The sequence below is a fragment of the Micromonospora rosaria genome (genome assembly GCF_001567585.1).
Lineage (GTDB): Bacteria > Actinomycetota > Actinomycetes > Mycobacteriales > Micromonosporaceae > Micromonospora > Micromonospora rosaria.
In genome coordinates, this window is the sequence record NZ_LRQV01000004.1 from 59,627 (window position 1) to 79,177 (window position 19,551).

30 protein-coding genes are annotated in these 19,551 nt (G+C 69.0%); all 30 read left to right on the top strand.

All coding sequences use genetic code 11. The annotated features are described in order from the left end of the window. Nucleotides 1-102: 102 nt before the first annotated feature. The 30 genes from AWW66_RS02210 to map all read left to right on the top strand — a co-directional run bounded on the left by AWW66_RS02210 (nucleotide 103) and on the right by map (nucleotide 19,530). Nucleotides 103-471: a hypothetical protein gene (locus tag AWW66_RS02210; protein WP_067359607.1), complete on the top strand. Its 369-nt coding sequence runs from the start codon at nucleotides 103-105 to the stop codon at nucleotides 469-471. Nucleotides 472-907: 436 nt separating this feature from the next. Then, the gene (locus tag AWW66_RS02215) at nucleotides 908-1,279 is read left to right on the top strand and encodes a hypothetical protein (protein WP_067359662.1); all 372 of its coding nucleotides are present in this window, start codon (nucleotides 908-910) and stop codon (nucleotides 1,277-1,279) included. A 547-nt stretch (nucleotides 1,280-1,826) separates the two neighbouring features. After that, entirely contained in the window at nucleotides 1,827-2,201 is a 375-nt protein-coding gene (gene rpsL / locus AWW66_RS02220) for a 30S ribosomal protein S12 (protein ID WP_007465318.1), read from the top strand. A gap of 1 nt (nucleotide 2,202) precedes the next feature. Then, nucleotides 2,203-2,673 carry a 30S ribosomal protein S7 gene (rpsG, locus tag AWW66_RS02225; RefSeq protein ID WP_067359608.1) on the top strand — a complete coding sequence of 157 codons (471 nt, stop codon included), beginning with the start codon at nucleotides 2,203-2,205 and terminating at the stop codon, nucleotides 2,671-2,673. Between the two features lie 73 nt (nucleotides 2,674-2,746). After that, complete coding sequence (gene fusA, locus AWW66_RS02230) at nucleotides 2,747-4,843, top strand: elongation factor G (protein ID WP_067359609.1); 2,097 nt, start codon at nucleotides 2,747-2,749, stop codon at nucleotides 4,841-4,843. A gap of 223 nt (nucleotides 4,844-5,066) precedes the next feature. Further along, nucleotides 5,067-6,260: an elongation factor Tu gene (gene tuf, locus AWW66_RS02235; protein WP_067359610.1), complete on the top strand. Its 1,194-nt coding sequence runs from the start codon at nucleotides 5,067-5,069 to the stop codon at nucleotides 6,258-6,260. 350 nt (nucleotides 6,261-6,610) lie between these two features. Continuing rightward, a complete protein-coding gene (gene rpsJ / locus AWW66_RS02240) occupies nucleotides 6,611-6,919 on the top strand; it encodes a 30S ribosomal protein S10 (protein WP_007073037.1) in 309 nt (102 codons plus the stop codon). Between the two features lie 11 nt (nucleotides 6,920-6,930). Then, on the top strand, nucleotides 6,931-7,596 hold the full coding sequence (gene rplC, locus AWW66_RS02245; protein ID WP_067359611.1) for a 50S ribosomal protein L3: 666 nt from the start codon (nucleotides 6,931-6,933) through the stop codon (nucleotides 7,594-7,596). Beyond that, the gene (gene rplD / locus AWW66_RS02250; RefSeq protein ID WP_067359612.1) at nucleotides 7,593-8,243 is read left to right on the top strand and encodes a 50S ribosomal protein L4; all 651 of its coding nucleotides are present in this window, start codon (nucleotides 7,593-7,595) and stop codon (nucleotides 8,241-8,243) included. Before rplC ends, rplD begins: the two co-directional genes overlap by 4 nt. Beyond that, nucleotides 8,240-8,542: a 50S ribosomal protein L23 gene (rplW, locus tag AWW66_RS02255; RefSeq protein ID WP_067359613.1), complete on the top strand. Its 303-nt coding sequence runs from the start codon at nucleotides 8,240-8,242 to the stop codon at nucleotides 8,540-8,542. Before rplD ends, rplW begins: the two co-directional genes overlap by 4 nt. Nucleotides 8,543-8,554: 12 nt before the next feature. After that, on the top strand, nucleotides 8,555-9,394 hold the full coding sequence (rplB, locus tag AWW66_RS02260) for a 50S ribosomal protein L2 (protein ID WP_067359614.1): 840 nt from the start codon (nucleotides 8,555-8,557) through the stop codon (nucleotides 9,392-9,394). A gap of 12 nt (nucleotides 9,395-9,406) precedes the next feature. Next, on the top strand, nucleotides 9,407-9,688 hold the full coding sequence (gene rpsS, locus AWW66_RS02265) for a 30S ribosomal protein S19 (protein WP_067359615.1): 282 nt from the start codon (nucleotides 9,407-9,409) through the stop codon (nucleotides 9,686-9,688). 40 nt (nucleotides 9,689-9,728) lie between these two features. Beyond that, entirely contained in the window at nucleotides 9,729-10,187 is a 459-nt protein-coding gene (gene rplV, locus AWW66_RS02270; protein WP_067359616.1) for a 50S ribosomal protein L22, read from the top strand. After that, on the top strand, nucleotides 10,187-11,068 hold the full coding sequence (gene rpsC / locus AWW66_RS02275; RefSeq protein WP_067359617.1) for a 30S ribosomal protein S3: 882 nt from the start codon (nucleotides 10,187-10,189) through the stop codon (nucleotides 11,066-11,068). The genes rplV and rpsC overlap by 1 nt, the downstream gene beginning before the upstream one ends. 3 nt (nucleotides 11,069-11,071) lie before the next feature. After that, a complete protein-coding gene (rplP, locus tag AWW66_RS02280) occupies nucleotides 11,072-11,497 on the top strand; it encodes a 50S ribosomal protein L16 (protein WP_067359618.1) in 426 nt (141 codons plus the stop codon). Beyond that, nucleotides 11,497-11,733, top strand: coding sequence for a 50S ribosomal protein L29 (gene rpmC / locus AWW66_RS02285; protein ID WP_067359619.1), 237 nt, complete (start codon nucleotides 11,497-11,499; stop codon nucleotides 11,731-11,733). Before rplP ends, rpmC begins: the two co-directional genes overlap by 1 nt. Then, nucleotides 11,730-12,014: a 30S ribosomal protein S17 gene (rpsQ, locus tag AWW66_RS02290; protein ID WP_067359620.1), complete on the top strand. Its 285-nt coding sequence runs from the start codon at nucleotides 11,730-11,732 to the stop codon at nucleotides 12,012-12,014. The genes rpmC and rpsQ overlap by 4 nt, the downstream gene beginning before the upstream one ends. Nucleotides 12,015-12,111: 97 nt before the next feature. Further along, on the top strand, nucleotides 12,112-12,480 hold the full coding sequence (gene rplN / locus AWW66_RS02295) for a 50S ribosomal protein L14 (RefSeq protein ID WP_007073026.1): 369 nt from the start codon (nucleotides 12,112-12,114) through the stop codon (nucleotides 12,478-12,480). After that, on the top strand, nucleotides 12,477-12,797 hold the full coding sequence (gene rplX, locus AWW66_RS02300; RefSeq protein ID WP_211271816.1) for a 50S ribosomal protein L24: 321 nt from the start codon (nucleotides 12,477-12,479) through the stop codon (nucleotides 12,795-12,797). Before rplN ends, rplX begins: the two co-directional genes overlap by 4 nt. Next, the gene (rplE, locus tag AWW66_RS02305) at nucleotides 12,797-13,366 is read left to right on the top strand and encodes a 50S ribosomal protein L5 (RefSeq protein ID WP_067359621.1); all 570 of its coding nucleotides are present in this window, start codon (nucleotides 12,797-12,799) and stop codon (nucleotides 13,364-13,366) included. Before rplX ends, rplE begins: the two co-directional genes overlap by 1 nt. A gap of 1 nt (nucleotide 13,367) precedes the next feature. Then, complete coding sequence (locus AWW66_RS02310; RefSeq protein WP_007073023.1) at nucleotides 13,368-13,553, top strand: type Z 30S ribosomal protein S14; 186 nt, start codon at nucleotides 13,368-13,370, stop codon at nucleotides 13,551-13,553. A 115-nt stretch (nucleotides 13,554-13,668) separates the two neighbouring features. Next, entirely contained in the window at nucleotides 13,669-14,076 is a 408-nt protein-coding gene (gene rpsH / locus AWW66_RS02315) for a 30S ribosomal protein S8 (RefSeq protein ID WP_018784557.1), read from the top strand. 16 nt (nucleotides 14,077-14,092) lie between these two features. Then, a complete protein-coding gene (gene rplF / locus AWW66_RS02320; protein WP_067359622.1) occupies nucleotides 14,093-14,635 on the top strand; it encodes a 50S ribosomal protein L6 in 543 nt (180 codons plus the stop codon). 67 nt (nucleotides 14,636-14,702) lie between these two features. Then, nucleotides 14,703-15,092, top strand: a complete 390-nt coding sequence (gene rplR / locus AWW66_RS02325) for a 50S ribosomal protein L18 (RefSeq protein WP_067359623.1) — start codon at nucleotides 14,703-14,705, stop codon at nucleotides 15,090-15,092. Between the two features lie 34 nt (nucleotides 15,093-15,126). After that, entirely contained in the window at nucleotides 15,127-15,741 is a 615-nt protein-coding gene (rpsE, locus tag AWW66_RS02330; RefSeq protein WP_067359624.1) for a 30S ribosomal protein S5, read from the top strand. After that, nucleotides 15,741-15,923, top strand: a complete 183-nt coding sequence (gene rpmD, locus AWW66_RS02335; protein ID WP_067359625.1) for a 50S ribosomal protein L30 — start codon at nucleotides 15,741-15,743, stop codon at nucleotides 15,921-15,923. Before rpsE ends, rpmD begins: the two co-directional genes overlap by 1 nt. Beyond that, nucleotides 15,923-16,366 (top strand): 50S ribosomal protein L15, encoded by a 444-nt coding sequence (gene rplO, locus AWW66_RS02340; protein ID WP_067359626.1) that lies wholly within the window; start codon nucleotides 15,923-15,925, stop codon nucleotides 16,364-16,366. The genes rpmD and rplO overlap by 1 nt, the downstream gene beginning before the upstream one ends. Before the next feature lie 237 nt (nucleotides 16,367-16,603). Continuing rightward, the gene (gene secY, locus AWW66_RS02345) at nucleotides 16,604-17,932 is read left to right on the top strand and encodes a preprotein translocase subunit SecY (protein ID WP_067359627.1); all 1,329 of its coding nucleotides are present in this window, start codon (nucleotides 16,604-16,606) and stop codon (nucleotides 17,930-17,932) included. Then, nucleotides 17,933-18,586, top strand: a complete 654-nt coding sequence (locus AWW66_RS02350) for an adenylate kinase (protein WP_067359628.1) — start codon at nucleotides 17,933-17,935, stop codon at nucleotides 18,584-18,586. It begins immediately after the preceding gene. 92 nt (nucleotides 18,587-18,678) lie between these two features. Continuing rightward, nucleotides 18,679-19,530, top strand: coding sequence for a type I methionyl aminopeptidase (gene map, locus AWW66_RS02355; protein WP_067359629.1), 852 nt, complete (start codon nucleotides 18,679-18,681; stop codon nucleotides 19,528-19,530). Nucleotides 19,531-19,551: the final 21 nt, after the last annotated feature.

Genomic DNA, 19,551 nt, shown 5'->3' on the forward strand with positions numbered 1-19,551 from the left:
CCCGGCATCCGCCGGGGGCCTCGCCGTTTCCCGGCCGGCTTCCCGTGGCCCGGCCGGGCCACCCGGACGTGGCGGGGGAGCGGGCGGGGCATGATGGGGAGCATGACGACCGCACCCGGGCAGGTGTCCGTCGGGCACCAGCCGCCGCGTCACCCGCTCGACCCCGAGCCCGTCCGCTCGACCAAGGCGCGGGCGGTCTTCGCGCTGGGGCTGATCGGGCTCCTCACCGGCCCGTTCGTCGGGGGTGTGGTCCCGGCGACGGTGGCGCTGGCCCTGGCCCGCCAGGCCCGGCGGGAGGCGTACGCCTCCGGGGGGTTCCTGACCGGCGCGGCCTGGCTGCGCCGGGGCGAGCGGTTGGCCTGGGCGGGGCTGGTGCTGGTCGCGGTGAGCGTGGTGGCGGCGGTGATCTTCGGGGTGGTGCACCTGGCCGAGGCGCCGACCGGGCACGACTTCGCGCCGAACATGGACTGACCACCCGGGTGACGGGCCGTCCGCCGGGGCGGGGCGGCGGCGCTCACGGCGGTAGCCTGACCGGTGACCGTCGCTCGGCGGCGGTCGTACTTTCCGACAGGAGGACCGCGTGACGGAACCGGCGTGGCCGTCCGGAGCCGAGCCGTGGCGGCAGCCCGCCGGCCCGACCGACGGGCCTTCGGCCGAGGTGAGCGAGTGGGCCCGCCCGGCACCCACCCCGGCGCAGCCACCTGCGGTCGGCTCCGGGCCGTCGTCCGCCGCTCCGGCGGCCGGGCCGGTCGGACAGCCCGGTCCGGTGCCGTACCCGTCGTCCCCGCCGCCCGTGGACCGGTGGCCCACGCCGCCGCAGGCGGGCTGGTCGGCGGGGCACGGCTGGGCGGGGTCGCCACCGCCCCCACCGGCGGACGCGGTCACCCGGCCGAAGCGGGTCGATCCGGTGCCGGGTACGCCGTTCGGTGTGGTGCACCTGGCCGTGCCGCCGGTCACCTCCGGGCTGGCGGTGGGATCGCTGGTGGCCGGGATCGCCGCGATCCTGGTGGCGTTGCTGGTCGGCTGTCTCGGCGCCGCCGCGAACTCGGTGGGGGGCGCCTGGGCGGCCGGGGCGTTCGCGCTGCTGGGTGTCCTGGTGGGGGCCGGTGCGGTGGTGGCCGGGCTGCTCGGCCTGCGCCAGATCCGCCGGCCGCCGGCCCCACCCGCGGTGCACTTCGCCGGGCGCGGGCTCGCGCTGGCCGGGATCAGTTGCGGTGCGGCCGGCGTGGTGCTCAACCTGCTCGGCCTGGCGGTGGGGCTGCTCGTGACGTACGCCTGACCGGCCGGTCCCGGCGGCCCCGGGCCGGCCGCCGGGGGCGCTGGCCAGGCCGGCGTTCCTCGCGGGGGCGCTGAGCCGGCAGCGGTGCGAGCGGCTACACTTGACGGTGTAGGTGCCCATCGCGGGTGGGCGGGGACGACGATCGACCGGCGACCGAGATCGACCGGCGGCCGTACCACCGATAGCCGGGTGGGCGGTGCCGGGGCCGGTTCCGTTTTGACCTGTGCGCCTGTGGTAGGTACTCTTTCCCCTCGTGCCCGGGCATGCCCGGGCAACTCGTGTGTGCGCTGGACCCGGTTCCGACCGGCGAATCGCGCGGCGACACGACAAGGGCACATACCCGGCCGGCGGGTGATCCGCGTGGCCGACCCATCCGGTGCGCGTGCGAGCGTCGGCACCGGGACCGTGAGCCGGGCGACACGCCCGACCGCGGGTGCCGGGGCCGCCGAGAGGTGGCCCTGGTCGGAAGGTAGGAGAGCTGTCCAGCAGGGCGGCTAACGAGCAGACGGCGCGGCCGCGACGCGGCCGAAGGGAGCGGAGAAACCCGGTGCCCACCATTCAGCAACTGGTCCGTAAGGGCCGCCAGGCCAAGACGACCAAGACCAAGACGCCCGCGCTGAAGGGCAGCCCGCAGCGGCGCGGCGTGTGCACCCGTGTGTACACCACGACCCCGAAGAAGCCGAACTCGGCGCTCCGCAAGGTCGCTCGTGTCAAGCTCAGCAGCCAGATCGAGGTGACCGCCTACATCCCGGGCGTGGGTCACAACCTGCAGGAGCACTCGATCGTGCTCGTTCGCGGCGGCCGGGTGAAGGACCTGCCCGGTGTGCGGTACAAGATCGTCCGCGGTTCGCTGGACACCCAGGGTGTCCGTAACCGCAAGCAGGCGCGCAGCCGCTACGGCGCGAAGAAGGAGAAGAGCTGACATGCCGCGTAAGGGACCCGCTCCGCGGAAGCCGCTGGTCGCTGACCCGGTGTACAACTCGCCGCTGGTCACCCAGCTGGTGAACAAGATCCTGCTGCGCGGCAAGCGCCAGCTCGCCGAGCGCATCGTGTACGCGGCCCTGGAGGGCTGCCGCGAGAAGTCCGGCACCGACCCGGTCGTCACGCTGAAGCGTGCGATGGACAACGTCAAGCCGACCCTCGAGGTGCGCAGCCGCCGGGTCGGTGGCGCCACCTACCAGGTGCCGGTCGAGGTCCGTCCGGCCCGGGCGACCACCCTCGGGCTGCGCTGGCTGGTCAGCTACAGCCGGGCCCGCCGGGAGAAGACGATGGTCGAGCGGCTGATGAACGAGCTGCTGGACGCCAGCAACGGTCTGGGTGCCGCCGTCAAGCGGCGCGAGGACACCCACAAGATGGCCGAGTCCAACAAGGCCTTCGCGCACTACCGCTGGTAACACCTGGGTTCCGGCGCCGTCAGGCGCCGGAACCGCAGCCAGTTTGTCGGGACGACGATAAGTAGGGAATGAAGTGGCCGCCGCAGACGCGCTCGCCAACGTACGCAACATCGGCATCATGGCGCACATCGATGCCGGTAAGACCACGACCACCGAGCGGATCCTCTTCTACACCGGCATCACGTACAAGATCGGTGAGGTCCACGAGGGCGCCGCCGTCATGGACTGGATGGAGCAGGAGCAGGAGCGGGGGATCACCATCACCTCCGCCGCCACCAAGTGTGAGTGGAAGGGCCACACGATCCAGATCATCGACACGCCCGGCCACGTCGACTTCACGGTCGAGGTCGAGCGGTCGCTGCGGGTGCTGGACGGGGCGGTCGCCGTCTACGACGGTGTCGCCGGTGTGGAGCCCCAGACGGAGAACGTCTGGCGGCAGGCCGACAAGTACGACGTCCCCCGGATGTGCTTCGTCAACAAGCTCGACCGGACCGGCGCCGACTTCTTCCGCTGCGTGCAGATGATGATCGACCGGCTCAACGCCACCCCGCTGGTGCTCCAGATCCCGATCGGGCTCGAGGGCGACCACATCGGCGTCGTCGACCTGGTCAACATGCGCGCCCTCACCTGGCGTGGCGAGACCCAGAAGGGTGAGGACTACGCGATCGAGGAGATCCCGGCCGACCTGGCCGACTCCGCGGCCGAGTGGCGCGAGAAGCTGATGGAGACCCTGGCCGACGTCGACGACGCGGTCATGGAGAAGTACCTGGAGGGCGAGGAGATCTCCACCGAGGAGATCAAGGCCGCCATCCGGCGGGCCACCATCGCCAGCAAGGCCAACCCGGTGCTCTGCGGCTCGGCGTTCAAGAACAAGGGCGTGCAGCCCATGCTCGACGCCGTCATCGACTACCTGCCGTCGCCGCTGGACATCCCGGCGATCGAGGGTACCGCCACCGACGGCGAGACCCCGATGCAGCGCAAGCCGTCGACCTCCGAGCCCTTCTCCGGCCTGGCCTTCAAGATCCAGACCGACAAGCACCTCGGCAAGCTCACCTACGTCCGGGTCTACTCCGGCGTGGTCGAGTCCGGGTCCCAGGTGGTCAACTCCACCAAGGACCGCAAGGAGCGGATCGGCAAGATCTACCAGATGCACGCCAACAAGCGGGAGGAGCGCAGCTCCGCCAAGGCTGGCGACATCATCGCGGTGCAGGGTCTGAAGCAGACCACCACCGGTGACACCCTCTGCGACCCGGCGAACCCGGTCATCCTGGAGTCGATGACCTTCCCCGAGCCGGTCATCGAGGTGGCCATCGAGCCGAAGACCAAGGCCGACCAGGAGAAGCTCAGCACCGCCATCCAGCGGCTGGCCGAGGAGGACCCGACCTTCCGCGTCAAGCTGGACGACCAGACCGGTCAGACGGTCATCTCCGGCATGGGCGAGCTGCACCTGGACATCCTGGTCGACCGGATGCGCCGCGAGTTCAACGTCGAGGCGAACATCGGTAAGCCGCAGGTGGCGTACCGCGAGACCATCCGCCGCAAGGTGGAGAAGGTCGAGTACACCCACAAGAAGCAGACCGGTGGTTCCGGCCAGTACGCCCGGGTCATCATCAGCCTGGAGCCGCTGCCGCTGGGCAACGACGCCCCGACCTACGAGTTCGCGAACGCCGTCACCGGTGGCCGCATCCCCCGGGAGTTCATCCCCTCGGTGGACGCGGGCGCCCAGGACGCCATGCAGTACGGCATCCTGGCCGGCTTCCCGCTGGTCGGCGTCAAGCTGACGCTGGTCGACGGTCAGTACCACGAGGTCGACTCGTCCGAGATGGCGTTCAAGATCGCCGGCTCGATGGCGATGAAGGAGGCGGCCCGCAAGGCCGACCCCGCGCTGCTCGAGCCGATGATGGCTGTTGAGGTCACCACTCCCGAGGAGAACATGGGTGACGTCATCGGCGACCTCAACTCCCGCCGTGGCATCATCCAGGCGATGGAGGAGCGCAGCGGCGCCCGCGTCGTCCGGGCCCTGGTGCCGTTGTCGGAGATGTTCGGCTACGTCGGCGACCTGCGGTCGAAGACCCAGGGCCGGGCTAGCTACAGCATGCAGTTCGACTCCTACGCCGAGGTCCCGCAGGGCGTCGCGAAGGAGATCATCGCCAAGGCCACGGGTGAGTGACGCTCACCGGGGCATGAACTGATGAGCCGTCGGTGGTCGTGGGCCCAGACCTGCGTCCGCGACCACCGCGGTCGAATTGCGTGAGACCGGGCCTGTAGGCTTCATCGCCGCAGAACCCACCAAGGCTCTCCGGCCGTCATGGTCGGAAAGGCTGTCGACAGAGTCCTGAGCGCCAAACGGCGTGCCGGGCGTACGAACCAAGAAAGTCCACAGGAGGACACCAGTGGCGAAGGCGAAGTTCGAGCGGACTAAGCCGCACGTCAACATCGGCACCATTGGTCACATCGACCACGGTAAGACGACGCTGACGGCGGCCATCACCAAGGTCCTGCACGACCAGTACCCGGACCTCAACCCGTACACGCCGTTCGACGAGATCGACAAGGCGCCGGAGGAGAAGGCCCGCGGTATCACGATCTCGATCGCGCACGTCGAGTACCAGACCGAGGCGCGGCACTACGCGCACGTCGACTGCCCCGGGCACGCCGACTACATCAAGAACATGATCACCGGTGCCGCGCAGATGGACGGCGCGATCCTGGTGGTGGCGGCGACCGACGGCCCGATGCCGCAGACCCGCGAGCACGTGCTGCTGGCCCGTCAGGTCGGTGTGCCGTACATCGTCGTGGCGCTCAACAAGAGCGACATGGTCGACGACGAGGAGCTCCTGGAGCTCGTCGAGCTCGAGGTCCGTGAGCTGCTCTCGGCCCAGGAGTACCCGGGTGACGACCTGCCGGTCGTCAAGGTCTCCGCGCTGAAGGCGCTCGAGGGCGACCCGGTCTGGACCGAGAAGCTGCTCGAGCTGATGAGCGCGGTCGACACCGCGATCCCGCAGCCGGAGCGCGAGACCGAGAAGCCGTTCCTCATGCCCGTCGAGGACGTCTTCACCATCACCGGTCGGGGCACCGTGGTCACCGGTCGCGTCGAGCGTGGCGTGCTGCTCCCGAACGAGGACGTCGAGGTCGTCGGCATCCGCGAGAAGGGCTTCAAGACCAAGGTCACCGCGATCGAGATGTTCCGGAAGACCCTGGACGACGCCCGCGCGGGTGAGAACGTCGGTCTGCTGCTCCGGGGCACCAAGCGCGAGGACGTCGAGCGCGGCATGGTGGTCATCAAGCCGGGCACCACGACCCCGCACACCGAGTTCGAGGCGACCGTCTACATCCTCTCCAAGGAGGAGGGTGGCCGGCACACCCCGTTCTTCCAGAACTACCGGCCGCAGTTCTACTTCCGGACCACGGACGTCACCGGTGTCGTCACCCTCCCCGAGGGCACCGAGATGGTCATGCCGGGTGACAACACCTCGATGTCGGTGAAGCTGATCCAGCCCATCGCCATGGAGGACAACCTCAAGTTCGCGATCCGCGAGGGTGGCCGCACCGTCGGCGCCGGGTTCGTCACCAAGATCATCAAGTGAGCTAGGTAACCCCGATTAGCGTTGCCGCCAGCAGTGCGGCATACTAGTCAGGTTGCGTAACGACGGTTCACCGTCCGAGTTCGTCATTTTGTGGCGAATCGCCGGGCGGAGGGACAGTCGGGCGTAGGGTGGTGGCGACCATGTCGCCACCACCCTCGCACGGCGTTCAGGTCGCGGTAGTGCGATCGGCGCCTTGACCCACGCGCGGTCATGATCGCTCCGGAGTCCCGGGGCGGAGCCTGGCCACTGGGCGCGACACGCCCGACCGCGGGGGTCGGCGAAGAGGGTCCGTGCCAGCCGGTACGGGCACCCGCAACACAGCGGCATCGAGAGAAGGAACAGAAGCCACCATGGCGGGACAGAAGATCCGCATCCGGCTCAAGGCCTATGACCACGAGGTCGTCGACTCCTCGGCTCGGAAGATCGTCGAGACGGTGACGCGTACCGGGGCGCAGGTCGCGGGCCCGGTGCCGCTGCCCACGGAGATCAACCGTTTCTGCGTCATCCGCTCGCCGCACAAGTACAAGGACTCGCGCGAGCACTTCGAGATGCGTACGCACAAGCGGCTGATCGACATCATCGACCCGACCCCGAAGACGGTCGACTCGCTCATGCGCCTCGACCTGCCGGCTGGCGTCGACATCGAGATCAAGCTGTAGGGACCGGACAAATGGACAGGCAAGTAAAGGGGATCCTGGGCGCGAAGCTCGGCATGACCCAGGTCTGGGACAACAACCGTGTTGTGCCGGTGACCGTGGTTCAGGCCGGCCCCTGCGTCATCAGCCAGGTTCGTAACGCCGACAAGGACGGCTACTCCGCGGTCCAGCTGGCGTACGGCGCGATCGACCCGCGCAAGGTCAAGAAGCCGGTCGCCGGGCACTACGCCAAGGCGGACGTGGCGCCGCGCCGGCACATCGTCGAGCTGCGCACCTCCGACGCCGCCGAGTACACGCTCGGCCAGGAGGTCACGGTCGAGGAGTTCCCGGCCGGGCTCTCGATCGACGTGACCGGCCGGACCAAGGGCAAGGGCTTCGCCGGCCCGATGAAGCGGCACGGCTTCCACGGCCTGCGCGCCAGCCACGGTGTCGAGCGCAAGCACCGTTCGCCGGGCTCCATCGGCGCCTGCGCCACCCCGGGTCGGGTCTTCAAGGGCACCCGGATGGCCGGCCGGATGGGTGGCGTGCGGTACACCGTGCAGAACCTGACCGTCCAGGCGGTCGACACCGAGAACAACCTCCTGCTCGTCCGTGGTGCCATTCCCGGCCCGAAGGGCGCGCTGGTCCTGGTCCGCACGGCGGCCAAGACCAAGGCGAAGAAGGGCGGTGCGGCCAAGTGACCACCGTTGACGTCCTCACCGTCGAAGGCGGCAAGAGCAGCTCCGTCGAGCTGCCGGCCGACATCTTCGACGTCCAGGCGAACGTCGCGCTGATGCACCAGGTCGTGGTGGCCCAGCTCGCGGCGGCCCGTCAGGGCACGCACAAGACCAAGACCCGGGGCGAGGTCGCCGGCGGCGGCAAGAAGCCCTACAAGCAGAAGGGCACCGGTCGCGCCCGGCAGGGCTCGATCCGCGCGCCGCAGTTCGCCGGCGGTGGCGTGGTGCACGGTCCCGTGCCGCGCGACTACAGCCAGCGGACCCCGAAGAAGATGAAGGCCGCCGCCCTGCGGGGCGCCCTGTCGGACCGGGCCCGCGCCGGGCAGGTGCACGTCGTCGAGGCGTTCCTCTCCGGCGACAAGCCGTCGACCAAGGCGGCGCTGGCCACCCTGGCCAAGCTGACCACGGCCAAGCGCGTCCTGGTGGTGCTGACCAGCGCCGACGAGCTGAACTGGCTGTCCCTGCGCAACGTGCCGCAGGCGCACCTGATCGAGGCCGGCCAGCTCAACACGTACGACGTGCTGGTGGCCGACGACGTGGTCTTCACGAAGGACGCCCTGGACGAGTTCCTCGGTGTTCCCGCCGAGACCACCGAGGAGGGTGGCAAGTGAGCACCATCGCCGATCCGCGCGACATCATCGTGGCGCCGGTCGTCTCGGAGAAGAGCTACAGCGAGCTGAACCGGAACTGGTACACCTTCCTGGTGCACCCGGACGCCAACAAGACCCAGATCAAGATCGCGATCCAGCAGATCTTCGACGTGCGCGTCCTGACGGTCAACACGCTCAACCGCGAGGGCAAGCGCAAGCGGACCCGGACGGGTTGGGGGCAGCGCAAGTCCACCAAGCGGGCGCTGGTGAAGCTGGCTGACGGTGACCGTATCGAGGCCTTCGGCGGCCCGGTCAGCTGAGGGGTGTAGACAATGGCTATCCGTAAGTACAAGCCGACGACGCCGGGCCGTCGTGGCTCCAGCGTCTCGGACTTCGCCGAGATCACCCGGTCCACGCCGGAGAAGTCGCTGCTGGTTCCGCTGCCGAAGAAGGGTGGACGCAACGTCCACGGGCGGATCACCGCGCGGCACCAGGGTGGTGGCCACAAGCGCCAGTACCGTCTGATCGACTTCAAGCGGGTCGACAAGGACGGCGTGCCGGCGAAGGTCGCCCACATCGAGTACGACCCGAACCGCACCGCGCGGATCGCGCTGCTGCACTACGCCGACGGCGAGAAGCGCTACATCCTCGCGCCGAAGGACCTGAAGCAGGGCGACACCGTCGAGTCGGGTCCGGGCGCGGACATCAAGCCGGGCAACAACCTGGCGCTGCGCAACATCCCGGTCGGTAGCACCGTGCACGCGGTGGAGCTGCGGCCCGGCGGTGGCGCGAAGCTGGCCCGCTCGGCCGGCGCCGGCATCCAGCTCCTCGGCCGGGAGGGCGCGTACGCGACCCTGCGGATGCCGTCGGGCGAGATCCGGCGGGTCGACGTGCGCTGCCGCGCCAGCATCGGCGAGATCGGCAACGCCGACCAGTCGAACATCAACTGGGGCAAGGCCGGCCGGATGCGGTGGAAGGGCAAGCGCCCGACCGTCCGTGGTGTCGCCATGAACCCGGTCGACCACCCGCACGGTGGTGGTGAGGGCAAGACCTCCGGTGGTCGCCACCCGGTGAACCCGCAGGGTAAGCCCGAGGGCCGTACCCGTCGCAAGGGCCAGCCGAGCGACCGGCTGATCGTCCGCCGCCGCTACGCCACGCGTAAGCGCGGCTGAGGGAGATAGAAGATGCCTCGCAGCCTGAAGAAGGGCCCGTTCATCGACGACCACCTGCTCAAGAAGGTGGAGACGCAGAACGAGAAGGGCTCGAAGAACGTCATCAAGACCTGGTCGCGGCGCTCGACGATCATCCCGGACATGCTCGGGCACACGATCGCGGTGCACGACGGTCGCAAGCACGTCCCGGTGTTCGTGACCGAGGCGATGGTCGGGCACAAGCTCGGCGAGTTCGCGCTGACCCGCACGTTCAAGGGTCACGAGAAGGACGACCGGAAGAGCCGCCGGCGCTGACGCCGCGGGCATACGGATAGAGGATCAAGGGGTTACAGCGATGCCAGGAAAGGGCGACGCTCCGGTGCTTCCGGGCGCGCGGGCGGTTGCGCGGTACGTGCGCATCTCGCCGACGAAGGCGCGCCGGGTGGTCAACCTCGTCCGCGGCCTGCCCGCGAAGGAGGCGCTCACGGTGCTGCAGTTCGCGCCGCAGGCCGCGAGTGAGCAGGTGTACAAGGTGCTCGCGAGCGCGATCGCCAACGCGGAGAACAACGAGCGGCTGGACCCCGACGCGTTGCTCGTCAGCGAGGCGTTCGTGGACGAGGGCCCGACCATGAAGCGGTTCCAGCCGCGGGCCCAGGGCCGGGCGTACCGGATTCGCAAGCGCACCTGCCACATCACCGTGGCGGTAGAGGCGGTCGCGCCGGCCGCGCCGAAGAAGGCGGCGGCGAAGAAGGCCGCCCCGGCGAAGCCGGCCGAGGCCGCCGAGACGCAGAGCAAGACGGAGGGCGCCGAGTAATGGGTCAGAAGGTTCACCCGCACGGGTTCCGGCTCGGCATCTCGACCGACTGGAAGTCCCGCTGGTTCGCGGACAAGCTCTACAAGGACTACATCGGCGAGGACGTGAAGATCCGCCGCATGATGTCCAGTGGGCTGGAGCGGGCCGGCATCTCCAAGGTCGACATCGAGCGCACCCGGGACCGGGTCCGGGTCGACATCCACACCGCCCGGCCGGGCATCGTCATCGGCCGCAAGGGTGCGGAGGCCGACAAGATCCGTGGCAACCTCGAGAAGCTCACCGGCAAGCAGGTGCAGCTCAACATCATCGAGGTGAAGAGCCCGGAGTCGGACGCGCAGCTGGTCGCCCAGGGCGTGGCCGAGCAGCTCTCCAGCCGGGTCAGCTTCCGTCGGGCGATGCGCAAGGCGATGCAGTCCGCGATGAAGAACCCGGTCTGCAAGGGCATCCGGGTGCAGGTCTCGGGTCGTCTCGGCGGCGCCGAGATGAGCCGGACCGAGTTCTACCGCGAGGGACGGGTTCCGCTGCACACGCTGCGGGCCAACATCGAGTACGGCTTCTTCGAGGCCCGTACCACCTTCGGCCGCATCGGCGTGAAGGTCTGGATCTACAAGGGCGACGCGGTGCCGGGCCGGGAGGCTCCGGCCGAGGCGCCGTCGCGCCCCCGCCGTGAGCGTGGCGACCGCCCCGAGCGGCCGCGCCGTGGCCGTTCCGGTTCCTCCGGCACCACCGCCGGTGGCACCGAGGCCGGTCGGGCTGCCGCGACCACCGTCGCGCAGCAGGCCGAGACGCCGAGTGGCGAGCCGGTGGACGCAGGCGCTGTCGCGTCGGCCGCTTCCGGTGCCAACGCCGTTCAGCCGGCAGAAAAGCAGCAGGAGGGCTGACAGATGCTGATGCCGCGCAAGCCCCCGAAGGGCTTCCGCAAGCCGCACCACCCGGACCGCAGTGGCGCGTCCAAGGGTGGTAACCGGGTGGTGTTCGGCGAGTTCGGGATCCAGGCTCTCGAGCCGGCGTACGTGACCAACCGCCAGATCGAGTCGGCGCGTATCGCGATGACCCGCCACATCAAGCGTGGCGGCAAGGTCTGGATCTCGGTCTTCCCGGACCAGGCCCTGACCAAGAAGCCGGCCGAAACCCGGATGGGTTCCGGTAAGGGCTCGCCCGAGTGGTGGGTCGCCAACGTCAAGCCGGGTCGGATCCTCTTCGAGATGTCCTTCCCGAACGAGCAGATCGCGCGAGAGGCGATGCGTCGCGCGATCCACAAGCTCCCGATGAAGTGCCGCATTGTGACGCGCGAAGTGGGTGAGTCCTGATGGCAGCGGGCGTTAAGGCCGCCGAGCTGCGTGAGCTCTCCGAGGAGGAGCTGGTCACGAAGCTGCGTGAGGCCAAGGCGGAGCTGTTCAACCTCCGCGTGCAGGCCGCGACCGGGCAGCTTGACAACAACCGGCGGCTGCAGGTCATCCGTCGGGAGATCGCCCGGATCTACACGATCATGCGTGAGCGCGAGCTGGGACTCTCTGCTGCGCCGGATGAGGTGACTGCGTCATGAGCGAGACCGAGAACACCACCACCGAGGCCGTGCGGGCCCGCCGCAAGGTCCGGGAGGGCCTCGTGGTCAGCGACAAGATGGAAAAGACCGTCGTCGTCGAGGTCGAGGACCGGGTCAAGCACGCGCTGTACGGCAAGATCATGCGCCGTACCAGCAAGCTGAAGGTGCACGACGAGCAGAACAGCGCCGGCATCGGTGACCGGGTCCTGATCATGGAGACCCGGCCGCTGTCCGCCACCAAGCGGTGGCGGCTCGTGGAGATCCTGGAAAAGGCCAAGTAGCGAAGGCTCGAGCTCGCCCGGCGTCGGTCGGGCGCAGGTTCCGCCAGGCTCCGGCCGCGCGAGCGGCTGCGAGAACCGGCAGACATAGGAGATAGACGTGATTCAGCAGGAGTCGCGACTGCGCGTCGCCGACAACACGGGTGCTCGGGAGATCCTGTGCATCCGGGTTCTCGGCGGCTCCGGTCGGCGCTACGCGAGCATCGGCGACGTCATCGTGGCCACGGTGAAGGACGCGATCCCGGGTGCCGGTGTGAAGAAGGGCGACGTCGTCAAGGCCGTCGTCGTCCGCACCGCCAAGGAGAAGCGGCGGCCGGACGGCTCGTACATCCGCTTCGACGAGAACGCCGCCGTCATCATCAAGGACGGTGGGGACCCGCGCGGTACCCGTATCTTCGGCCCGGTCGGTCGGGAGCTGCGGGACAAGCGGTTCATGAAGATCATTTCCCTCGCGCCGGAGGTGTTGTGACCGTGAAGGTCAAGAAGGGCGACACGGTCATCGTCATCGCCGGCAAGGACAAGGGCGCCAAGGGCAAGGTCATCGCGGCCTACCCGCGGCAGGACAAGGTCCTGGTCGAGGGCGTGAACCGGGTCAAGAAGCACACCCGCATCAGCACCACCCAGCGCGGCGCCAAGACCGGTGGCATCGTCACCCAGGAGGCCCCCATCCACATCTCCAACGTGATGGTTCTGGACTCCGACGGGAAGCCGACCCGGGTCGGTTACCGGATCGACGACAACGGCCAGAAGGTCCGCATCGCGCGTAGCACCGGTAAGGACCTCTGATGACCACGGCTACCGAAACCAAGACCCTGCCGCGCCTCAAGGAGCGGTACCGCAACGAGATCGTGGCGCAGCTGCAGGAGCAGCACAACTACGGCAACCCCATGCAGGTGCCGCGGTTGGTCAAGATCGTCGTCAACATGGGTGTCGGCGAGGCCGCCCGGGACGCCAAGCTGATCGACGGCGCGGTGCGTGACCTGGCCACCATCACCGGCCAGAAGCCGCAGGTGCGGCGGGCGACCAAGTCCATCGCGCAGTTCAAGCTGCGTGAGGGCATGCCGATCGGCGCGAAGGTGACCCTGCGCGGCGACCGGATGTGGGAGTTCCTGGACCGGCTGCTCTCCATCGCGCTGCCGCGTATCCGCGACTTCCGCGGTCTGGACGGGCGCAAGCTCGACGGCCACGGCAACTACACGTTCGGTCTGACCGAGCAGTCGGTGTTCCACGAGATCGACCAGGACAAGATCGATCGGCAGCGGGGCATGGACATCACGGTGGTCACCACCGCCACGACCGACGACGAGGGCCGGGCGCTGCTCAAGTTCCTGGGCTTCCCGTTCAAGGAGAACTGAGATGGCCAAGAAGGCGCTGATCCTCAAGGCGGCCGCGAAGCCGAAGTTCTCGGTTCGCGCGTACACCCGCTGCCAGCGGTGCGGGCGTCCGAAGGCGGTCTACCGCAAGTTCGGTCTCTGCCGGGTCTGCATCCGGGAGATGGCCCACCGCGGTGAGCTGCCGGGCGTGTCCAAGGCTTCCTGGTAAGGGCTACGGTGCCCCGGCGCCGGCCGGGGCCCTCGCACCGATCGAGTATTGCTCTTCGCCGTAGGCCCGGGGCCGGAAGCCCCGGGAACCCCGGCGAGAAAGGCTGACGAAATCCATGACGATGACCGACCCGATCGCAGACATGCTCACGCGTCTGCGTAACGCCAACCAGGCGTACCACGACCGGGTGACGATGCCGTACTCCAAGATCAAGGCCAACATCGCCGAGGTCCTGAAGTCCGAGGGCTACATCGCCACCTGGTCGGTCGAGGAGCCCGAGGAGGGCGCCGTCGGCAAGCGACTGGTCGTCGAGCTGAAGTACGGCCAGAACCGGGAGCGGAGCCTGGCCGGCATCAAGCGCGTGTCCAAGCCCGGTCTGCGGGTGTACGCCAAGTCGGACGGGCTCCCCCGGGTGCTCGGCGGGCTGGGCGTGGCGATCATTTCGACGTCCCAGGGGCTGCTCACCGACCGGCAGGCCCGCAAGCGGAGCGTTGGCGGGGAAGTCCTCGCCTTCGTCTGGTAACGGGAGACAGGTAGAAATGTCGCGTATTGGACGTAAGTCGATCCCGGTGCCAGCCGGCGTCGACATCACGATCAACGGGCAGACCGTCACGGTCAAGGGCCCGAAGGGCGAGCTGAGCCACACGCTCGCCGAGCCGATCACGGCGGAGCGGGGCGAGGACGGCCACGTGCACGTCAACCGGCCCAACGACGAGCGCAAGGCCAAGGAGCTGCACGGCCTGAGCCGTACCCTGGTCAACAACATGATCGTCGGCGTCACCGAGGGCTACAAGAAGAGCCTGGAGATCGCCGGCACCGGGTACCGGGTCACCGCCAAGGGCAAGGACCTGGAGTTCGCGCTCGGGTTCTCGCACCCGGTGCTGGTGCAGGCCCCCGACGGCATCACCTTCACGGTGGAGAAGCCGACCCTGTTCCACGTGGCCGGCATCGACAAGCAGCTCGTCGGCGAGGTCGCCGCGAACATCCGGAAGATCCGCAAGCCGGAGCCCTACAAGGGCAAGGGTGTGAAGTACCAGGGCGAGGTCATCCGCCGTAAGGCCGGTAAGGCGGGCAAGAAGTGATCGCGGCCGTCAACACCGGGGCGAGGTCATCCGCCGGCCGCGAGGCCGTGAGAAAGGCAGGTAAGAAGTGAGCGCCACGCTGCTCAAGCGCCGCCGCGGCGTTGCCGCCAAGCGCGCCGTCGGGCGTGCGCGTCGGCACTTCCGGGTCCGCAAGAACATCAGCGGCACCGCCGAGCGTCCCCGCCTGGTCGTCACCCGCTCGCTGCGCCACATCGTGGCCCAGGTCGTGGACGACACCCAGGGCCACACCCTGGCGTCGGCCTCGACCCTGGACGCCTCGCTGCGCGGCGTCGAGGGCGACAAGAGCGCCCTGGCCGGCAAGGTCGGTGCGCTGCTCGCCGAGCGGGCCAAGGCCGCCGGCATCTCGAAGGTCGTCTTCGACCGCGGTGGCAACCGGTACGCGGGGCGGGTAGCCGCGCTGGCCGACGCCGCCCGCGAAGCCGGGCTCGAGTTCTAAGAAACCCCGTCACGAGAGAGAAGGAAGGCTGCTGATGCCAGGTCAACAGCGCCGTGGCGGCGGGTCCGGTGGCAACGAGGGTGGTCGCCGCGACAACCGCCGTGAGGGCGGCCGCGGAAACGCGCCCGTCGAGAAGACCCCGCACCTCGAGCGGGTCGTCGCGATCAACCGCGTCGCCAAGGTCGTGAAGGGTGGTCGTCGCTTCAGCTTCACCGCCCTGGTGATCGTGGGCGACGGCGACGGCACCGTCGGTGTGGGCTACGGAAAGGCCAAGGAGGTGCCCGCGGCGATCGCCAAGGGTGTCGAGGAGGCCAAGAAGCACTTCTTCAAGGTGCCGCGGATCGGCGCCTCGATCCCGCACCCGGTGCAGGGTGAGGACGCCGCGGGCGTGGTGCTGCTCAAGCCGGCCTCCGCCGGTACCGGTGTCATCGCCGGTGGCCCGGTGCGTGCCGTGCTGGAGTGCGCGGGCATCCACGACGTGCTCTCCAAGAGCCTCGGCTCCTCCAACCCGATCAACATCGTGCACGCCACGGTGGCGGCGCTGAAGGGGCTGGAGTCCCCGGAGGCCGTCGCGGCCCGTCGTGGTCTGCCGGTCGAGGACGTCGCGCCGGCCGCCATGCTGGCGTCGCGGGCGGGGGTGGCGTCCTGATGGCACGCCTGAAGGTCACCCAGGTCCGGTCCGAGATCGGGACCAAGCACAACCAGCGTGAGTCGCTGCGGTCGCTCGGTCTCAAGCGGATCAACGACGTGGTGGTCAAGGAGGACCGGCCGGAGATCCGTGGCATGATCTTCACGGTCAACCACCTCGTGAAGGTCGAGGAGGTCGAGTAATGACGATCAAGGTCCACCACCTGCGCCCGGCGCCGGGGTCCAAGACCGCGAAGACCCGGGTGGGTCGCGGTGAGGGCTCCAAGGGCAAGACCGCCGGTCGCGGTACCAAGGGCTCCAAGGCCCGCAAGAACATCTCGGCGGCGTTCGAGGGTGGGCAGATGCCCATCCACATGCGCCTGCCGAAGATGAAGGGCTTCAAGAACAAGTTCAAGGTGGTCTTCCAGGTGGTCAACCTGGACCGGCTCGCCGAGCTGTTCCCGAACGGCGGCCAGGTCGGCCCGGCCGAGCTGGTCGAGGCCGGCGCGGTCCGCAAGGGCCAGCCGGTCAAGGTGCTCGGCACCGGTGACCTCGGTGGGGTGGCGCTCCAGGTGTCGGCGCAGGCGTTCAGCGCGTCGGCCAAGGAGAAGATCACCGCCGCCGGTGGCACGGTCACCGAGCTGTAGGACCCGTACACGGCATGGCGCCCGTCCAGTTGGACACAACTGGCGGGCGCCATGGTGCACCAGGGCCGTGTGCGCCAGGTAACATCGGAATTGATTTATGTAGCCAGGCACACCTGCCCACAAGGGCGTAGGACTGTTAGAGTCCTGTGCCAGCTATGGATATCGGGCACGTGAGCCCGGCACCCACCCCGCCCCGCCAGGGTTCACCGGCGGCCCGCCTCGCGCAGGAGGAAGAAGTTGCTGTCCGCCTTTCTCAGTGCGTTCCGTACGCCTGACCTGCGCAAGAAGCTGCTGTTCACAGTCGGCATCATCGCGATCTACCGGCTCGGCGCCACGCTGCCCAGCCCAGGTGTCTCGTACGGCAACGTCCAGCGCTGCCTCGACGCCATGGAGGGTGGTTCGACAGGTGTCCTGAACCTGATCAACCTCTTCTCCGGTGGCGCGCTGCTGCAGCTCTCGGTCTTCGCGCTGGGCATCATGCCCTACATCACCGCGTCGATCATCCTGCAACTGCTGACCGTGGTGATCCCCCGGCTGGAGCAGCTCCGCAAGGAGGGCCAGGCCGGCCAGGCGAAGATCACCCAGTACACCCGCTACCTGACCCTGGGCCTCGGTGTGCTCCAGGCGTCGGCGTTCGTGGCGCTGGCCCGCTCCGGGCAGCTCTTCAACAACCAGTGCGACCAGTGGCCGGTCATTCCCGAAGGCCTCGGCATCCCGGACTGGCTGACCCTGACCGTCCTGGTCATGACGATGACCGCCGGCACCGGCGTGGTCATGTGGCTGGGTGAGCTGATCACCGACCGCGGCGTCGGCAACGGCATGTCCGTCCTGATCTTCACCTCGATCGCCGCCCGCCTCCCCAGCGAGGGCTGGCAGATCAAGCAGACCCAGGGTTGGGGCAAATTCTTCCTGGTCATCGCCCTGGTCCTGGTGGTCATCACCGCGGTCACCTTCATCGAGCAGGCGCAGCGCCGGATCCCGGTCCAGTACGCCAAGCGGATGATCGGCCGGCGGATGTACGGCGGCACCTCCACCTACATCCCGCTGAAGGTCAACCAGGCGGGTGTCATCCCGGTCATCTTCGGCTCCTCGCTGCTCTACCTGCCGCAGCTGGCGCTCCAGTTCTTCGACCAGACCAACCCGGGCCAGACCCAGGCGTGGATCCAGAACAACCTGGTCGACCCGACCAGCCCGATCTACATCTCGGTCTACTTCCTGCTGATCATCTTCTTCACGTACTTCTACGTCTCGATCACGTTCAACCCGACCGAGGTCGCGGACAACATGAAGAAGTACGGCGGCTTCGTGCCGGGCATCCGCCCCGGTAAGCCGACCGCCGACTACCTGGACTTCATCCTCAGCCGGATCACCCTGCCTGGCGCGCTCTACCTGGCGATCATCTCGATCCTGCCGAACTTCTTCTTCATCTGGCTGGACAGCGAGCAGTACGTCAACTTCCCGTTCGGCGGTACCGCTGTGCTGATCATGGTCGGTGTCGGTCTGGAGACGGTGAAGCAGATCGAGAGCCAACTGATGCAGCGGAACTACGAAGGGTTCCTGCGGTAGATGCGACTCGTTCTGGTTGGCCCGCCGGGGGCGGGCAAGGGCACACAGGCGGAGTTCATCGCCGCGCACCTCTCCGTGCCGAAGATCTCGACGGGGGACATCTTCCGGGCCAACGTCTCCCAGGGCACCCCCCTGGGCGTGGAGGCCAAGCGGTACATGGACGCCGGCAAGCTGGTTCCGGACGAGGTGACCATCAACATGGTCCGGGACCGGCTCGCCGAGCCGGACGCCGCCGAGGGGTTCCTGCTCGACGGGTTCCCCCGGACCACGCCGCAGGCCGCCGCGCTGGACAAACTCCTCGCCGACCTGGGCACCGCGCTGGACCTGGTGCTGGAGTTGGTGGTCGACGACGACGAGGTGATCCGGCGGCTCTCCGGCCGGCGCACCTGCCGGGGCTGCGGGAAGATCTGGCACGTCGAGTTCGACGCGACCCTGCGCGAGGGCGTCTGCGACCGGTGCGGCGCCGAGCTGTTCCAGCGTGACGACGACAAGCCGGAGACCATCGGGGCCCGGCTGCGGGAGTACGCCGAGAAGACCGCCCCGCTGGTGGACTACTACGGCGCGCAGAGCAAGCTGGTCGGCATCGACGCCACCGGGCCGGTCGAGGACGTCACCGTCCGGGCGATCGACGCGCTGCGCTCGTACGGCGGCTGAGCGCCCGCCTGTCCCCGCACGGCTCTAGAGTGCGAGATGCGGGTACGGGCGACGTACGCCGCTGTCTCGGTAACGAAAGGTAGAACCCCGCCATGCGCCGTCACCAGCTGGACATCCAGCTGAAGACCCCCGAGCAGGTCGAGAAGATGCGGGCCGCCGGGCTGGTGGTCGCCGAGGCCCTGCGCCGGATGCGGGAGGCGGTGGCCCCCGGCGTGAGCACCGCCGACCTGGACGCGATCGCCGAGTCGACGATCCGCGAGGCCGGGGCGACCCCGTCGTTCAAGGGGTACCACGGCTTCCCGGCCTCGATCTGCTCCTCGGTCAACGAGCAGATCGTGCACGCCATCCCCGCCCCCGACCAGGTGCTCCGGGAGGGGGACCTGATCTCAATCGACTGCGGCGCGGTGCTGGACGGGTGGCACGGGGACGCGGCGATCACGGTCGGGGTCGGCGAGGTCGACCCGGCGCTGCTGCGGATGGCCTCGGTCGCCGAGGACGCGATGTGGGCCGGAATCGCCGCGGCGGCCCGGGGCGCGGCCAGCGGTCGGGGCCGGCTCACCGACATCTCGTACGCGGTGGAGACCGCGGTCCGCAAGGGCGGCCGGTACGGCATCGTCGACGGGTACGGCGGCCACGGCATCGGCACCGAGATGCACCAGGACCCGCACGTGCTCAACCACGGCCGGCCGGGCAAGGGCCCCCGACTGGTGGCCGGGATGGCGCTGGCCATCGAGCCGATGATCACCATGGGCTCGCCCCGGACGGAGGAACTGGCCGACGGCTGGACGGTGGTGACCCGGGACGGGTCGGTGGCGGCCCACGTCGAGCACTCGATGGCGCTGTTGCCGGACGGGGTGTGGGTGCTGACCGCCGTCGACGGTGGCCGGGCCCGGCTCGGCGACCTGGTGACCGCCCGGCAGCCCGTGGACACCCCCGCCACCTGATCCGGGCCGGCTCCGGGGCCC

Coding starts and splice junctions, on each gene's coding strand:
- AWW66_RS02210 (WP_067359607.1), top strand. CDS start 103: ATGACGACCGCACCCGGGCAGGTGTCCGTCGGGCACCAGCCGCCGCGT.
- rpsG (WP_067359608.1), top strand. CDS start 2,203: ATGCCGCGTAAGGGACCCGCTCCGCGGAAGCCGCTGGTCGCTGACCCG.
- rpsJ (WP_007073037.1), top strand. CDS start 6,611: ATGGCGGGACAGAAGATCCGCATCCGGCTCAAGGCCTATGACCACGAG.
- rplC (WP_067359611.1), top strand. CDS start 6,931: ATGGACAGGCAAGTAAAGGGGATCCTGGGCGCGAAGCTCGGCATGACC.
- rplB (WP_067359614.1), top strand. CDS start 8,555: ATGGCTATCCGTAAGTACAAGCCGACGACGCCGGGCCGTCGTGGCTCC.
- rpsS (WP_067359615.1), top strand. CDS start 9,407: ATGCCTCGCAGCCTGAAGAAGGGCCCGTTCATCGACGACCACCTGCTC.
- rplV (WP_067359616.1), top strand. CDS start 9,729: ATGCCAGGAAAGGGCGACGCTCCGGTGCTTCCGGGCGCGCGGGCGGTT.
- rpsC (WP_067359617.1), top strand. CDS start 10,187: ATGGGTCAGAAGGTTCACCCGCACGGGTTCCGGCTCGGCATCTCGACC.
- rplP (WP_067359618.1), top strand. CDS start 11,072: ATGCTGATGCCGCGCAAGCCCCCGAAGGGCTTCCGCAAGCCGCACCAC.
- rpmC (WP_067359619.1), top strand. CDS start 11,497: ATGGCAGCGGGCGTTAAGGCCGCCGAGCTGCGTGAGCTCTCCGAGGAG.
- rpsQ (WP_067359620.1), top strand. CDS start 11,730: ATGAGCGAGACCGAGAACACCACCACCGAGGCCGTGCGGGCCCGCCGC.
- rplE (WP_067359621.1), top strand. CDS start 12,797: ATGACCACGGCTACCGAAACCAAGACCCTGCCGCGCCTCAAGGAGCGG.
- AWW66_RS02310 (WP_007073023.1), top strand. CDS start 13,368: ATGGCCAAGAAGGCGCTGATCCTCAAGGCGGCCGCGAAGCCGAAGTTC.
- rpsH (WP_018784557.1), top strand. CDS start 13,669: ATGACGATGACCGACCCGATCGCAGACATGCTCACGCGTCTGCGTAAC.
- rplF (WP_067359622.1), top strand. CDS start 14,093: ATGTCGCGTATTGGACGTAAGTCGATCCCGGTGCCAGCCGGCGTCGAC.
- rpsE (WP_067359624.1), top strand. CDS start 15,127: ATGCCAGGTCAACAGCGCCGTGGCGGCGGGTCCGGTGGCAACGAGGGT.
- rpmD (WP_067359625.1), top strand. CDS start 15,741: ATGGCACGCCTGAAGGTCACCCAGGTCCGGTCCGAGATCGGGACCAAG.
- rplO (WP_067359626.1), top strand. CDS start 15,923: ATGACGATCAAGGTCCACCACCTGCGCCCGGCGCCGGGGTCCAAGACC.
- AWW66_RS02350 (WP_067359628.1), top strand. CDS start 17,933: ATGCGACTCGTTCTGGTTGGCCCGCCGGGGGCGGGCAAGGGCACACAG.
- map (WP_067359629.1), top strand. CDS start 18,679: ATGCGCCGTCACCAGCTGGACATCCAGCTGAAGACCCCCGAGCAGGTC.